At 31.3% G+C, this 14918-nt stretch carries 12 protein-coding genes and 1 riboswitch; of the genes, 11 read left to right on the top strand and 1 reads right to left on the bottom strand.

Annotated features, from left to right (window positions below; genetic code table 11):
• Positions 1-2: 2 nt before the first annotated feature.
• From C1I91_RS15860 to yedF, 6 genes are all read left to right on the top strand, one after another.
• The gene (locus tag C1I91_RS15860) at positions 3-866 is read left to right on the top strand and encodes an ABC transporter ATP-binding protein (protein WP_128213734.1); all 864 of its coding nucleotides are present in this window, start codon (positions 3-5) and stop codon (positions 864-866) included.
• Positions 867-2144, top strand: a complete 1278-nt coding sequence (locus C1I91_RS15855) for a hypothetical protein (RefSeq protein ID WP_128213733.1) — start codon at positions 867-869, stop codon at positions 2142-2144.
• 9 nt (positions 2145-2153) lie between these two features.
• Entirely contained in the window at positions 2154-3299 is a 1146-nt protein-coding gene (locus C1I91_RS15850) for a hypothetical protein (protein WP_128213732.1), read from the top strand.
• 816 nt (positions 3300-4115) lie between these two features.
• Positions 4116-6491 carry a phosphoketolase family protein gene (locus C1I91_RS15845; RefSeq protein ID WP_128213731.1) on the top strand — a complete coding sequence of 792 codons (2376 nt, stop codon included), beginning with the start codon at positions 4116-4118 and terminating at the stop codon, positions 6489-6491.
• Between the two features lie 556 nt (positions 6492-7047).
• A complete protein-coding gene (locus tag C1I91_RS15840; RefSeq protein WP_128213730.1) occupies positions 7048-7443 on the top strand; it encodes a hypothetical protein in 396 nt (131 codons plus the stop codon).
• 474 nt (positions 7444-7917) lie between these two features.
• The gene (gene yedF / locus C1I91_RS15835) at positions 7918-8514 is read left to right on the top strand and encodes a sulfurtransferase-like selenium metabolism protein YedF (RefSeq protein WP_128213729.1); all 597 of its coding nucleotides are present in this window, start codon (positions 7918-7920) and stop codon (positions 8512-8514) included.
• A gap of 266 nt (positions 8515-8780) precedes the next feature.
• Here yedF and selD read toward each other — a convergent pair whose 3' ends face one another.
• Positions 8781-9818 (bottom strand): selenide, water dikinase SelD, encoded by a 1038-nt coding sequence (gene selD, locus C1I91_RS15830; protein ID WP_128213728.1) that lies wholly within the window; start codon positions 9816-9818, stop codon positions 8781-8783.
• Positions 9819-10266: 448 nt separating this feature from the next.
• Between selD and mnmH the strand changes: the two genes are divergently transcribed.
• The 5 genes from mnmH (at position 10267) to arsD (ending at position 14855) form a co-directional block, all read left to right on the top strand.
• The gene (gene mnmH / locus C1I91_RS15825; protein WP_128213727.1) at positions 10267-11370 is read left to right on the top strand and encodes a tRNA 2-selenouridine(34) synthase MnmH; all 1104 of its coding nucleotides are present in this window, start codon (positions 10267-10269) and stop codon (positions 11368-11370) included.
• Between the two features lie 78 nt (positions 11371-11448).
• Positions 11449-11526: riboswitch (ZMP/ZTP riboswitch) on the top strand.
• Positions 11527-11824: 298 nt separating this feature from the next.
• Positions 11825-12997: a phosphoribosylaminoimidazolecarboxamide formyltransferase gene (locus tag C1I91_RS15820; RefSeq protein WP_128213726.1), complete on the top strand. Its 1173-nt coding sequence runs from the start codon at positions 11825-11827 to the stop codon at positions 12995-12997.
• 109 nt (positions 12998-13106) lie between these two features.
• Positions 13107-13781 (top strand): SGNH/GDSL hydrolase family protein, encoded by a 675-nt coding sequence (locus tag C1I91_RS15815; RefSeq protein ID WP_128213725.1) that lies wholly within the window; start codon positions 13107-13109, stop codon positions 13779-13781.
• 395 nt (positions 13782-14176) lie between these two features.
• On the top strand, positions 14177-14500 hold the full coding sequence (locus C1I91_RS15810) for an ArsR/SmtB family transcription factor (RefSeq protein ID WP_128213724.1): 324 nt from the start codon (positions 14177-14179) through the stop codon (positions 14498-14500).
• A 16-nt stretch (positions 14501-14516) separates the two neighbouring features.
• Positions 14517-14855, top strand: coding sequence for an arsenite efflux transporter metallochaperone ArsD (arsD, locus tag C1I91_RS15805; protein ID WP_128213723.1), 339 nt, complete (start codon positions 14517-14519; stop codon positions 14853-14855).
• The last annotated feature ends 63 nt before the right edge of the window (positions 14856-14918 follow it).

Here is a 14918-nt window from a genome sequence, read left to right as displayed (position 1 = left end):
AGATGTTAATAGTTAATAATGTAAGTAAAAGTTATAATGATTATTCTGTTTTAGAAAATATAGACTTAGAGTTTGATAATGGAATTTATGGGTTGTTAGCACCTAATGGATCAGGTAAAACTACATTAATAAAGCTAATCACTACACTTATTTTCCCAACAAATGGGGAAATTCTTTATGATGGTACTGATATAGTTGCTTTAGATGAAGATTATAGAGATATATTAGGTTATTTACCGCAAGATTTTGGGTTTTATAAAAACTATTCACCTAAGCAATTCCTATTATACTTAGCTGCGTTAAAGGGAATAGAAAAAAAGGAAGCTGTAAGTACTATTGATAGGCTACTATCATTGGTAGCATTATCAGAAGTGGCTAATAAAAAGATGAGAAAATTTTCTGGAGGTATGATCCAAAGGGTTGGGATAGCTCAGGCGTTACTAAACGATCCCAAGGTTCTCATCCTGGATGAACCAACAGCAGGGCTAGATCCGAAGGAAAGGGTAAGATTTAGAAACATATTAGCAGATTTAAGCAGGGATAGGATAGTAATAATTTCTACTCACATTGTTAGTGATATTGAATTTATCGCAAATGAGATTATTATGTTGAAGGATAAGAAAGTATTATACAAGGATACAGTAGAAAATATCTGTAAAACTCTTGAAGGAAAGATATATGAAACAGAGATAGACTTTACAGAGGCTAAAGATTTTAGAAAGAAACATATTTCCCTGTCAGAAAAGCAGGAAAATGGAAAGATGAAGCTTAGATTTATAGGAGAAGCTGAGAAGAATGAAGCTTGGAAGTCGGTAAGCCCTAATCTTGAGGATGTATTCTTATATGAATATAGAGAGGGGATATAGATGACAGTTAGTAGGGAAATACTTAAATATGAATTTAAGAAGATAAATACTTCTCCTATTGTAGTAGTACTTTTTACATTGTTTTTAGTTTTTGACTTACTTATGGTTTTTAACGGAAATAGGGATAGAGAGGATCTAAGTGTTATAAACAAAATTGTAGACAATGTTGGATATAACATTAATGACGAAATGATGGAGAAGTTTAAGGTCTATTATAACAAAAACTTAAAGGAAGCTATGAACATAATAGAAACAAAGGAAGGTAAAAGCTATAAATCCGTTTCAGAGTATATTGACGAAGTTGGTAATTATTATCTTAAAGAGAAGTACAGTTATGATCAAGTTAAGATAATTAAAGATACAGCTTCTATAGAAAATTACTATACAGAGATACCGGCTCTTATAAAAAGATATGATGAGCTAAGCATATCTGCAATGGCTGATTCTTTAATAAAAGGGACTAAGTTATCAGGAAGCGCCGAAAAGCTAGCGAGACAGAATTTTGCTAAATTCAATGATAGATTCTCTGAAGTTAAAGAAAATAAGGAGTATATGCAATTATTTTTTGATAGTAGTAAGTTTATAATGCATGAATTTTTATATAAGGATATATTAAGAACCATTATCCTTCAAATGATGGTACTTATAGGATTATTAGTTCCTTCACTAGTAAATTACGAATTTGATAGTGGGACTAGTCTTCTAATCTATAGCTCCAAAAGAGGCAGAAGATTGATCAATGACAAGTTAAAAGTAGTTGTTTCTGTAGTATTAATTTTGAGTACTGTGCTTTTAGGGATTGTACTATTAACTTTTTTCTATCTATATGATTATAGCAGAATGTGGAATGTATCTATAAATAGTCTGTTTAATTGGGAAAAATTCATCCCTTATATAAGTTGGTTCCGTTTAACAGTTAAGCAGTATTTGATATTGATGATTTTGTTAACTTACTCCTGCCTTTTAATCTTCACAGCTATGGCCTTTGTCATAGGGATATTAATAAAAAACAGCTACGTTGGGTCTGCACTATTCGCTATATTGAATTCCTTAGGTTTTTTCATGCCTCACTTAATAAGTGGCAGCAGTGTGTTAAAAATCTACTCTGCCTTTAATCCATCTAGTCTAATTTTCAATTTTAGATATAGATTTATACAAAGTGAGGCCTTAACTTGTTTTAAATACTATGAACTTATTACTGTAGTAGTATGGGCAGTGCTTATGGCAGTTGCTATGTGGTATAGCATAAAAAGATTTAGAAGAACAAGCATTAGTTAGGAGAATATTATGAGGATTATTATAAACGAGCTAAAAAAAGTTTTAAATATAAAGAGTATACTAATACTGAGCCTAATCCTTTTTGTTATGTACAATTTTTTTATAGGATCTCGAACTACACCTATTAATGATATATACGCTACAACTGCTGCAAGGCTAATAAAAGAGAGGGGCTACAATCTTGAAGAAAAGGATTTGTCATACCTTAAAAATTTAAGAGAACCTATAAAGCTAGAGATTGATAAATGCCTTAATGAAGATATGGAAACCAAGAGCTTGGGGATCACTAGTTATGAAAAATTAATTGAATTTAGATCAGATAGGAAAAACTGGACAAATGAAAAGCTGTCAAAGTTAGTAGATAATGCTTACTTTAAAGACAAGGAATATTTGTTTGATGAAATAGAAGGAATAGATTTTTTTATAGATAAATTAGAAAATAAAAATGAATTTAAAGGATCTTATGGTAGTGAACTTCGAAATAATCGAGTGGCTGAGGTTAAAGCAAAAAAGTACTATAATGATATACTGCCAGCTAGTATTTATTATAGATATAATGATTTTATATGCTACAGCAATTTGCTTATTATTGTCTCAATTGTATTTATGCTAGCCCCTATATTCACCAAAGATAAGATGAGGAATGTAGAAGTGCTTCAATATACTACAAAAAGAGGAAGAAGTGTGTATAAAGACAAACTGCTAACATCCATTATAGCTACTACTATAATTACAACTATAGAACTTGGAGGGCTATTAGAATTATTCTTTTCTAGAGATAATAAAATAAAGCTGTTTTTTCATTCAAGTATAAATTCTTTTATGAATCCTTATCCCAATTGGTTTGATTTAAACTTATTACAATTTATTATATGTACCATTATAATTACTTATATAGTAGCTTTTGCTATAACCATGTTTATTTGTTATATATCTAGGAAAGCAAATAGATATATAACTCTTATAGGATGTTCTGTATTGTTAGTTTTAGCTTTAGGTAAAATCGTTACTAACGATATAATCGAAAATTTTGGAGTCGGAAATATACTCCAGGCTAAGCTTTTAGTACCTAGCTTTATTGGTATAATAACCTTAATAGGAATAGTGTTGACGTTAATAAAATATAAAAAGGAGCGGAAACTAGATATAGTATAAGCTTAATAAATATTATATAAGAGGTTTTTAAAATTATAGTTATAAAGACCAAAAGAAGATTTCTTAAAGATCTTAATAAAAAAATCACTAAAGCTTCCTTTAGTGATTTTTTTGCGTATACGTCTTTTCTGGATGGCTTTTATGTAAAGCAACTATTAGTTTATAGATAATAGAAATTTCTAAAATTGCGATTTAGGAATAAGTGTTGATTAAGTATAATATAGAAACATTCTAGAAAGTTAGGTAGTTGAACAATAATATATGTACGTACATTAATTATAATTGTACTGAATATTTGTGAGCTTTTTTCATAAGAGTATTGTTAAAGTTGTAACAAATGGGTTAAACTGTAATTAGAAAAATATGTAATTGACCTTTGTAAACAGTTCCATTATTATTGATTTATTTTAGAAAAAACTAAAAAGATTTGTATTTATATAAAAAAGTTAGTAAAATCTATTGAAATTTATGCTAAAAAGCTTTATTATAATATTGTTAAATAATGAACAAGAGTTGTACTGCTTTTATTGATGATTTGAGTGAAATACAAAGACATTGTACCTACATGTAGCAAACTCAACATCATAAAAAGGAAATTACATTATTTAAATATGCTTCTAAAATGAATTCAAACCAATGAATTTATTTATTTTAGAATATTGTCGATGGTAATTACTAGCTTTTAAGACTTAGTATATTATATATTGTACGTACATTTAATTGATTATCATCGACATTTAAATTAGCTAATAATTTCATGCAGCAATTAAATAAACTTGCTAAGTGAAAAAATATATATAAAGGAGATTATATAGAATGAAAGACTTTGATTATTCTTCTGAGAGTTATCTTAAAAAGGTAGATGCATATTGGAGAGCTGCTAATTTTATATCAGTTGGTCAATTGTATCTAATGGGCAATCCTTTACTAAAGGAACCACTAAAGCCAGAACATGTTAAAAATGCTGTTTTTGGTCACTGGGGTACAATTGCTGGACAAAACTTTATTTATGCGCACTTAAACCGTGTTATTAATAAATATGATTTAAATATGTTATACATATCAGGTCCAGGTCACGGTGGACAAGTTATGGTTTCTAACTCTTACTTAGATGGAAGCTATAGCGACATATATCCTGAAATAACTCAAGACATACCAGGATTATCAAAATTGTACAAGCAATTCTCCTTCTCAGGTGGAATTGGTTCACATGCAACTCCTCAAGCTCCAGGTTCAATACATGAAGGTGGAGAACTAGGTTATTCATTAGTTCATGGATATGGTGCTATATTAGATAACCCTGATCTAATAGCTGCAGTAGTAGTTGGTGATGGTGAAGCTGAAACAGGTCCATTAGCTGCATCATGGCAATTAAACAAATTTATAAACCCTGCAACAGATGGTGTTGTTTTACCAATACTATATTTAAACGGATTCAAGATCAGTAACCCTACAATAATGGCAAAAATGACTGATGAAGAATTACAAAAGTATTTCGAAGGCTTAGGATGGGATCCAATATTTGTTGAAGGTACTGATCCTGAATTAACTCACCGTATAATGGCTGAAAAGATGGATGAAGCTATAGAAAAGATCTTAACTATAAAGAAAAATGCAATAGAAAACAATGATATGTCTAGACCTAAGTGGCCAGTTATACTTAACAGAACACCTAAAGGATGGACAGGCCCTAAGGAATTAAACGGAAGCCCAATCGAAGGTTCATTCTGTGCTCACCAAGTTCCAATTCCTTTCGATAGAAAGCATATGGAATATGCAGATGATTTTGCTGCTTGGATGAACAGCTACCGTCCAGAAGAATTATTCACTGAAGATGGTAAGTTAGTTGATGAAATAGCTGAAATTATGCCTAAGGGTAACAGACGTATGGCTTGCAACCCTGCTGCAAACGGCGGAAACATAATGAAAGATTTACGTTTACCAAACTACCGTGAGTATGCTATAGACAACTCAGAAAAAGGTAAGAACGTTGCACAAGATATGCTAGTTTTAGGTAACTATGTACGTGACGTAATGAAATTAAACAAAAAGGAACGTAATTTCAGAGTATTCAGTCCAGACGAAGCTGCTTCAAACCGTTTATATGCAATGTTTGAAGAAACAAGCCGTCAATGGGTTGGAGAAATCAACGAACCTTATGATGAATTCTTAGCTCCAGATGGACGTGTATTGGATTCAATGTTAAGTGAGCATATAGCTGAAGGTGCTTTAGAAGCTTACTTATTAACTGGTCGTCACGGTTTCATCCACAGCTATGAGTCATTCCTACGTGTTGTAGATTCAATGGTTACACAACACTTTAAATGGTTAAACCAATGTGAAGAAATTTCATGGAGAACTAAGATAGCATCATTAAACTTAATAATGACTTCTCATATCTGGCAACAAGACCATAATGGTTATACTCACCAAGACCCAGGTATGTTAGGACACTTAGCTGACAAGAACTCTGGATTAATCCATGAATATTTACCAGCAGATGCTAACTCATTACTTGTAGCATTTGATAAATCATTAAGAAGCACTAACCAAGTTAATATATTAACAGCTTCAAAGCACCCAAGACAACAATGGTTCACTATTGATGAAGCTGAATATCTAGTTAACAACGGTTTAGGAATAGTAGAATGGGCAAGTACTGACAAGGGTCAAGAACCTGATATCATATTTGCAACAGCTGGTGATACTCCAACTCTTGAAGGTTTAGCTGCTGTTCAATTATTACATGATTATCTTCCAGAATTAAAGATAAGATTTGTAAATATAGTTGACTTATTAAAGTTACAATCTCCAGAAACTTATGAACATGGTATATCTGATGCAGAGTTCGATATGATCTTTACAAAAGATAAGCCAATAATATTCGGTTTCCACGGTTATGAAAACTTAGTTGATACTTTATTCTTCAAACGTGCTAACCACAATGTTTCTGTTCATGGTTACAGAGATAAGGGTGAAATCACAACTGGCTTCGATATGCGTGTTATGAATCAATTAGATCGTTTCAACCTTGTTAAGGATGCAATCTACCACTTACCACAATTAGGTAACAAGGGAGCTTACATTATACAAGAAATGAACGAAAAGTTAGACACTCATACTAAGTTTGTACATGCAAACGGAATAGATCTTCCAGAAATAGCCAACTGGACATGGAAAGGTCTTAAATAATACAAGACATTAAAGCTAGAAGGTGTTGATGAACAAAATGTTTGTCAGCGCCTTTTTTTACTATATAGACAAGATAAAATTTTTTCTTAGCTAAAACTAGTAATATTAAGGCCTTGGTGGAGATATTTAGGACAAACAAAAAATAAAAAAAATTTATCTGCTAGAATTTCTTCACATACATTCAGAGAAAAAAGATGCATCAGTAAAACTTTCCGAAAAACTTTTACTGATATTATATTTTGTCCAGAGCACAATTGGAAGAAAGATGTTAAACGATTGATACAATATACTAAGTATATGATAAATGGTTATTCCATAAAAAATATGCTAAAGAAGTTGAAATAAGCATATCTTATCATTTTAGTGGAGGCATAAAATGTTAGACGCAATTAAAACCTTCATAGGTGCTGAAAAAAACGGTAGCGTGTTGGAAGTTAGAGCAAGCAATGCAATTTATGTATAGGCATGTTGAAAAATTGATATTTTAAATATTACTCTGTATACTAAATATAATGCTAATAATATACAAGAATTGTTAATAATCGGAGGTAAAAAAATGAGTGTTACAAATGAACAAATAGATAATTTTAAACTTTTTTCTGATTGGTTAAATAAGACTTTAGAACAGAAGTTGCCTAAGGGGATTATTGCTTTTAACTTCAATTTATATGAAGGAGCAGAAGAAACTTATGATATTCAGTTAATTGGTTCTGACGAGTTTGATGAAGCTGATTCTGATTGGACTTGTACTGATTATTTTACAACCGGTGAAGATATTTGCTATATTCGAAGAACAGAAGACATTAAGCCTTGGGAAAAAGGTTTGGATTACATTACAAGTATGGTAAATAGATATCTTGATGAAGGTAAAAATGGCAATATCCTTAAAGATGTATCAGCGATAGGCATAGGATTTGTTGATGGAGACATTGAAATTATTTATAGTAAATAATCAGTAATGTACTTTAGAGTATGGTCAAAAGAGAATTCAAAATGAGTTCCCTTAAAAAATGGTTATTTATAAACACTATTCTTTAACATAGACTTACTTTTTTATGCTTACAATATTTGTTAAGAAGCCACAAAATATATTCACCAACATTTATTTAACACATAGATCTATAGAGTTAGAATAATTACTACTAGGCTTTCCTCAATTAGGAAAAATCAATATTTTCAAGCTACTAAATTTATCATTATTTTTAACAACAATTATTTAATACATAGACATATGGAGTTAAAAATAATACTACAACAGTCATGTAGGTGTTAGCTGCCAGATTCTCTTTGAGTTTTGGCAATGAAAACCTAGAGTATTCTTAAAATGTACATATGAAGAGTTAAATTAGAGCTTCGGTGGTTTAATTAAGTAGATGATATAGTGTATAATTAATAGGAATATAATATTTCCTGAAAGGTGAATAGGATGAGTAAAAACATAGATGCAAGAGGAAAAAACTGTCCGATGCCTGTTATAATGGCGAAGAAAGAAATTGAACAGGGTGGAAAGTTCTTTACAGTTCAAGTTGACAATAAGATTGCGGTGGAAAACCTAAGGAAATTTGCTAATAGTCAAGGTTTTCAGGTGAGTATAGAAGAAGCTAATGGTGATTTTAATGTTAGATTTTCCAATGGATGTGAAGACTGCCAAGAGGTAATTAATAAAGTAGAGAACAGAAAGCCTCTTGGAGATTGGTGCGTGTTTGTAAATAAAAGCACAATTGGTGTTGGAGATGAAGAGCTTGGCCAATCCTTGATGAAGATGTTCTTTTATACGGTATCGGAGTCAGAGGACTATCCAAAGGCCATACTGTTTATGAACGATGGAGTAAAGGTTCCAACATTAAATGATCAAGCGGCAGAACACTTGAAGAAGTTAGAAGAAGCTGGTGTTGACTTATTGATTTGTGGAGCTTGCCTTGATTTCTATGGTTTGAAAGAAAAGGTGTCTGTGGGGCAAGTAAGTAATATGTATGCAATTGTTGAATACATGAAGTCTGCAAGCAAGGTGATAACTTTATAATGGAGTAAGGCTGAAAATAAGTACTATAGTATGATCTTTAGTCTTATTTTCAGCCTTAAGTTTTTATAAAGCCTTATTGATTAGAAAAATAATATAGAGTTCCTAGCCCAACTATCAATTTACACATGCATAAAACTCATAGGTGCATGATTTTCTAGCAAGCATAGATTAAGTTGGATTTAGGAACTCTTTGGTCTTTATTTCACATACTGAAATAGTATATAGACTTTTCAATAATTTAAAGTCTCTAATGAAATATGCATTAACTATCTTATTATAATAGAATAATCCTTTTTATCACTTACCTGACCAATGATTCTAGCCCATGGAGTATAACATTCCATTCTAGACAAATATTCTTTAGCCTCCTTTTCTGGCATAGATAGTAATAGTCCGCCAGATGTTTGAGGGTCAAGAAGGACGTCGTGTATTTCTTGGGAAATATTGGATAATGGTTTAAAGCTATCTTTTAAATAATCCTGGTTATTATACATTCCTTCTGGGATTATACCCATCTTAGCATATTCTAAAGCCTTTGGTAGTATAGGTACTTTATCGCTAAAGATTTCAATGGTTTTGTTGCTTCCACTGGCCATTTCATAACCATGACCTATTAAGCTGAAGCCAGTAATATCGGTGCAGGCATTTACTTTTAAACTAGCAAAAGCTTCCTTTGCGTATTTGTTTAGTTCAATCATTGTATTAGTTAATTGTTTTATTTCTTCATTACTTAATAGCTCTGCTTTAGCTGCCGTATTTAAAATCCCTATACCAAGTGGTTTTGTTAATACAAGTACATCACCGGTTTTGGCACCACTATTAGTTATGATATCATTAGGATTTGCGAATCCAGTAACACAAAGGCCGTACTTAGGTGTAGGATCTGCAATGGTATGTCCTCCAGCAATAATTGCTCCAGCTTCTTGTACTTTATTATAGCCTCCAGCTAATATGTCGTGCATTATTGATGCATCAAGGCAAGAAGGAAAGCATAATAAATTCATAGCTATAGCTGGATTGCCGCCCATGGCATATATATCACTTAATGCATTTGCAGCGGCTATCTGTCCGAAGGTATAAGGATCATCAACCATAGGTGGGAAAAAATCCACAGTTTGTATTACTACCTTATCCTCCGATACCTTATAAACAAGCGCATCATCTTTTTTATCAAAGCCTACTAATAGGTTAGAATCTTCGAATTTGGGTAAATTTTTAAGAACATTATCCAAAACACCAGGACCTATCTTAGCTGCACAACCTGAAGTTTTAGTTAAAGAAGTTAGTTTAATATTATCTTTCATTTTATTGTCCTCCATTTTTTTATATGAAAATACCACTGATTAAAGTTATGATAATTGTCAATAATCAAGATAAAGTTATATATACCATTAAAAATTACAAATCTTAATTGAAAAACTACTTTCAAAGCTTCTATAAATTATAAAGAGAAGAGTTCAAAATTCAGTTTTACATTGGTATATATAGAGTGCCATTACGAAAACTTAACAGTTAAAGTTGGAACTCTATAAAAAGATCTATTTTAAATTAAACCTTAAGCTAGAAGTAACTTATCTTCATATACATAATTATAAATGAAAAATCAGAAATTCAGTAGTTAAAATGTAAGACTTGCTAATATAGCTATATAATAGATGCAGAATTCATAGAAATTTGTAAAATGTTATATATCATTATATAATTTATAATAGTTAGAATAACTTAGAAAGATTAATAGAAGGGTAACAACAGTTGAAGAAATTAAGCATAACTAATGACTTTAAAAGTATAGTACTAAATGATACAAAACTGATAGATGTTAGAGCTCCAATTGAATATGAAAAAGGAGCTATGTTAAATTCAATAAATCTGCCTATACTGTCCAATGAAGAGAGACATATTATAGGAATTTGCTATAAAGAAAAAGGAAATGATGAAGCTACTAGGCTCGGTTATAAGCTTGTATCAGGAAATATAAAAGCTGAAAGAGTGAATTCATGGGTAAATTGTCTTAAAAATGACCCTAACACAATGATTTATTGTTTTAGAGGTGGATCAAGATCAACTATTGCTCAGAACTGGATATATGAAGCAACGGGGCAGGATATGGTGAAACTTGATGGAGGTTACAAGGCTTTTCGTAATTATCTTATTGAATCTCTAAATCCTAAAAATATTAACTCAATGCCTCTAGTATTGACTGGATATACAGGCTCTGGAAAGACTATATTATTAAATAAACTCTCTAATGCAATTGATTTAGAGGGACTTGCAAACCATAGAGGTTCAACTTTTGGGCATTTTATTACACCACAGCCTACACAAATAAACTTTGAAAATAATTTAGCTTATGGCGTAATCAAGCATGAGGCTAGAAATTATAAATATATGATTCTAGAGGATGAAAGTAAGAATATTGGTAAAAGCTTTATACCAAAGGATTTTTATAACCACTTTCAAGGTGGAGATGTTGTTTTTCTAGATTGTACCTTGGAAGAGAGAGTGGAAAATATATTAGAGGAATATGTGGTAAAGGGACAAAGAAATCACTTTGATGTATTGAAAGATAAGTCTTTAGCTTTAGAAAATTGGTTAAATGATATGTTAGCTAGTATGGAGAGAGTTCAATCTAAAATTGGCGGTGACAGGATGAAGCTGTTAATAGAAGAACTAAAAGCTGCCTATAAAGATCAAATAAGTACTAACAGATTTGATAGACATAGAAATTGGATAGAACTATTCTTAAATAATTATTATGATCCTATGTATAAGCACTCTTTAGACAAAACTAATAGAAATATAATATTTAGAGGGAATAGTAAAGAGGTAACAGAGTTCTTAGAAAGTTTAGAATGATTTGTTTTGCTATAAAATTCAGGTTATTGATCAACAAAAATAAATTGACATTTTTACAATATAATGATATTTTTTACATATAGGTTATACGACTGACGGAAGTGGAATAAACCACATGAAGTATAACAATAAAAGCCGACCGTCTGGGCAAAAAGTCCGGATAGTGGGCTTTTTTTACTGTATACAATAGTATTAGTTTATATTAGGAAAAACTAGTAATATTAAGGGTTTAGGGCGATTTTTAAAGAAAAGTAGTAAAAAAGAATTATCATTCGCATGCCAGTTTTCCCTAGTCATTTGCAAAACTAATGTGTAAAAAAGTTACTGAAGAATCTAGCTTTATTAAATCTATTACTATTGTACAACATTAAATGCATAGAGATTTATTCTGAGAAGCCTTAAATGCTAATATAAGTCAAAAATCAATAATTAGAAAAGGAGTGTAATGACAAAAATGAAGGAATTAGAATTAAAGTACGGATGTAACCCTAATCAAAAACCAGCAAGAATATTTGTGAAGGAAGGTGACTTGCCTATAAAAATAATCAATGGAAGTGCTGGTTACATCAATCTATTGGATGCCTTGAATGGCTGGCAGTTAGTAAAGGAATTAAAAGCGGCTACAGGACTTGCAGCTGCGGCTTCTTTTAAGCATGTTAGTCCAGCTGGAGTTGGTGTAGCGGTGAAACTTACTGAAGTATTGAGAAAAGCCTATTTTGTTGAGGAAACAGAGTTATCTGATATTGCTACTGCATATGTTAGAGCAAGAGGTGCTGATAGAATGTCCTCTTATGGAGATTTTGTAGCTTTATCTGATGAATGTGATGAGCAGACTGCAAAGTTTCTCTCAAGTGAAGTGTCAGACGGTATAATTGCACCAGCATATTCTAAAGTGGCATTAGATATATTAAAAAGTAAGCGTAAAGGTAATTATCTAATTATTCAAATTGATGAAAACTATATACCTAATGAAGTAGAAACAAAAGAGGTATATGGAGTGACTTTTGAGCAAAAACGAAATGATGTAAAAATATCAGAGGATTTATTAACAAATCTACCTACTCAAAATAAGCTATTGCCAGGCAATGCAAAGAGAGATTTGATTATAGCCCTTATAACTTTAAAATACACTCAATCCAACTCTGTTTGTTATGTAAAAGATGGTCAGGCAATTGGGATTGGCGCAGGGCAACAATCTAGAATTCATTGTACTAGATTAGCAGGAAATAAGGCAGATATCTGGTTTCTAAGACAAAATCCTAAGGTTTTAAATCTTCCTTTTAAACCTGGTATAAAAAGGGCAGACAGAGACAATGCCATAGACATCTATATTTCAGAGGATTATATGGATATATTATCTGATGAGGCCTGGCAGGATATTTTCATAGAGAAGCCTGATGTATTAACTAAAGAAGAGAAGAAAGAATGGCTACAGAATTTAAAGGATGTAGCTTTAGGATCAGATGCATTTTTCCCTTTTGGAGATAATATAGAACGTGCAGTAAAAAGCGGGGTGGCTTATATTGCACAAACTGGTGGATCGATAAGAGATGATAATGTTATAGAAACCTGTGATAAATACAATATAGCAATGGCATTTACTAATGTGAGGTTATTTCATCATTAGACTATGTTCAACACGTCACTTTAACAGAATCAATGATTTAAATTAGTCATAGTTGCTGTTAAAAAACCATTTTCAGCAAAGTTTGAATATAAGATTTGGAGGTAATATCATGAAAAATGATATCTACAAGGTGCTTTTTATTGGCAATAGCCATACTTATTATAATGATATGCTTTATATGCTTAAGTATCTATCAGAGCAATCGGATGCAAGTCATAGGATTGAACCAGTGATGATTGCTCATCCAGGAAAAAGTTTAGGAGAGCATAAGGATGAGCCAGAAATAAGATTTAATATTCTTTATGGTAATTATGATTTTGTAGTTATGCAGCAAGTAGCACATCCTTTTAAAGGTGGTAAGGAGTCGTTACTTCAAGATGGAAAAGCAATTTATGAATTCATTAGTAAAACTGAAGCAACTCCTATTGCTTACATGACTTGGGCCGAAAAGGCCAAACCGGAAAATCAAAAGATAATGACAGAAGCATACATTGAATTTGCTAAGGAAATCAATGGTTTGCTTTGTCCAGCTGGCATAGCTTGGCAGAAGGCTCTATCTTCAAAACCAGAGCTTGAATTATACGACATTGATGGACAACATGCTAATCCTACTGGCTCCTACTTGGTGGCTTGTGCATTTTACAGTGTAATATTAAAAAGAAGCCCTATAGGATTACCAAATGAAATTAAGGTAAATAACAAGGTGCTTTATGATATTCCTAAAAAAGAAGCTGAGTTTATTCAACAAATAGTATGGAATACGATAAATTGCCAATATGAATAATATAAGGACTATATTTCTTATTTATAGGAAGTATAGTCCTTATATTTTATAACCAATATATATATTTACTACAGATATCTTACATCTATTTTCTAATAGGAACTTTATGATTTTTAATGATAGAGATGAAGTGATTAAGGGTTGTTCTGCTTATTAGTAATAGTATAAAATGAAAGTTTTGTCACCAAGGTTACATATCTATATGTAAACATAATAACATTGAAAACTTCTAAAATACTACCTAAATTAATTTGTAACCTTTGAATGAAATAATGCTATATATAGATATATATCAATTTATTTTTTGAAGTTGTTCTTATAACTGTATAATTGACATGTTGATGAATAATATATATATTAGTATATAGATGAATATCAATATATGAGGTGATAAATTGAAGCTTGATTACAATGAAAATGCAAAGATAATTAAGGCGCTTTCAGATCCAAACAGATTAAAAATAATCGATATTTTATCCTGTGGTGAGAAATGTGCTTGTGATATACTTGAACATTTTGATCTTACCCAGCCAACACTTTCTCATCATATGAAAGTGCTGATAGATTGCGGTCTAATTAATAGCCGTAAGGAAGGCCAATGGAATCATTATTCTTTAAATAATAAGAATTGTAATAAATTGATGCTATTTATTATGAACCTAATAACTGATACAGATGATTGTATCTGCAAAGACAAGGCTAAATGCCAGTGCAAATAAAAAGGAGATAGATGTTATGAAAAAAATGATAATTTTTGATCCAGCTATGTGTTGCTCAACAGGAGTATGTGGACCAAGTATTGATCCTGAGCTTTTGAGAGTAGCTACTGTACTTAACAACTTAAAGAGCAGAGGTATTATAGTGGAAAGATATAATCTGACTAATAATCCTCAAGCTTTCTTAGATAATAAAGAAATTAATGAACTGCTAAATAGTGATGGTATAGATATTTTACCAGTTACAATGGTTGAAGGAGTGGTTGTAAAAACTAAGGCTTATCCAACTAATGAAGAATTTTGTTCGATGTTAGATATTCCTGAGAATTACCTAAAACTTCAAATAAAAAAGAGATAGCTTTGAGTTTATAACCTGATTAATTATTTATGAATGCCATATCAATGGTAAAGATCCACGAAT

Source organism: Clostridium manihotivorum (assembly GCF_004015185.1).
GTDB classification, from domain to species: Bacteria; Bacillota; Clostridia; order Clostridiales; family Clostridiaceae; genus Clostridium_AR; species Clostridium_AR manihotivorum.
Note: the sequence above shows the minus strand (reverse complement) of the source record. Positions and strands in the feature narration are given on the sequence as shown.

Coding starts and splice junctions, on each gene's coding strand:
- C1I91_RS15860 (WP_128213734.1), top strand. CDS start 3: ATGTTAATAGTTAATAATGTAAGTAAAAGTTATAATGATTATTCTGTT.
- C1I91_RS15855 (WP_128213733.1), top strand. CDS start 867: ATGACAGTTAGTAGGGAAATACTTAAATATGAATTTAAGAAGATAAAT.
- C1I91_RS15850 (WP_128213732.1), top strand. CDS start 2,154: ATGAGGATTATTATAAACGAGCTAAAAAAAGTTTTAAATATAAAGAGT.
- C1I91_RS15845 (WP_128213731.1), top strand. CDS start 4,116: ATGAAAGACTTTGATTATTCTTCTGAGAGTTATCTTAAAAAGGTAGAT.
- C1I91_RS15840 (WP_128213730.1), top strand. CDS start 7,048: ATGAGTGTTACAAATGAACAAATAGATAATTTTAAACTTTTTTCTGAT.
- yedF (WP_128213729.1), top strand. CDS start 7,918: ATGAGTAAAAACATAGATGCAAGAGGAAAAAACTGTCCGATGCCTGTT.
- selD (WP_128213728.1), bottom strand. CDS start 9,818: ATGAAAGATAATATTAAACTAACTTCTTTAACTAAAACTTCAGGTTGT.
- C1I91_RS15820 (WP_128213726.1), top strand. CDS start 11,825: ATGAAGGAATTAGAATTAAAGTACGGATGTAACCCTAATCAAAAACCA.
- C1I91_RS15815 (WP_128213725.1), top strand. CDS start 13,107: ATGAAAAATGATATCTACAAGGTGCTTTTTATTGGCAATAGCCATACT.
- arsD (WP_128213723.1), top strand. CDS start 14,517: ATGAAAAAAATGATAATTTTTGATCCAGCTATGTGTTGCTCAACAGGA.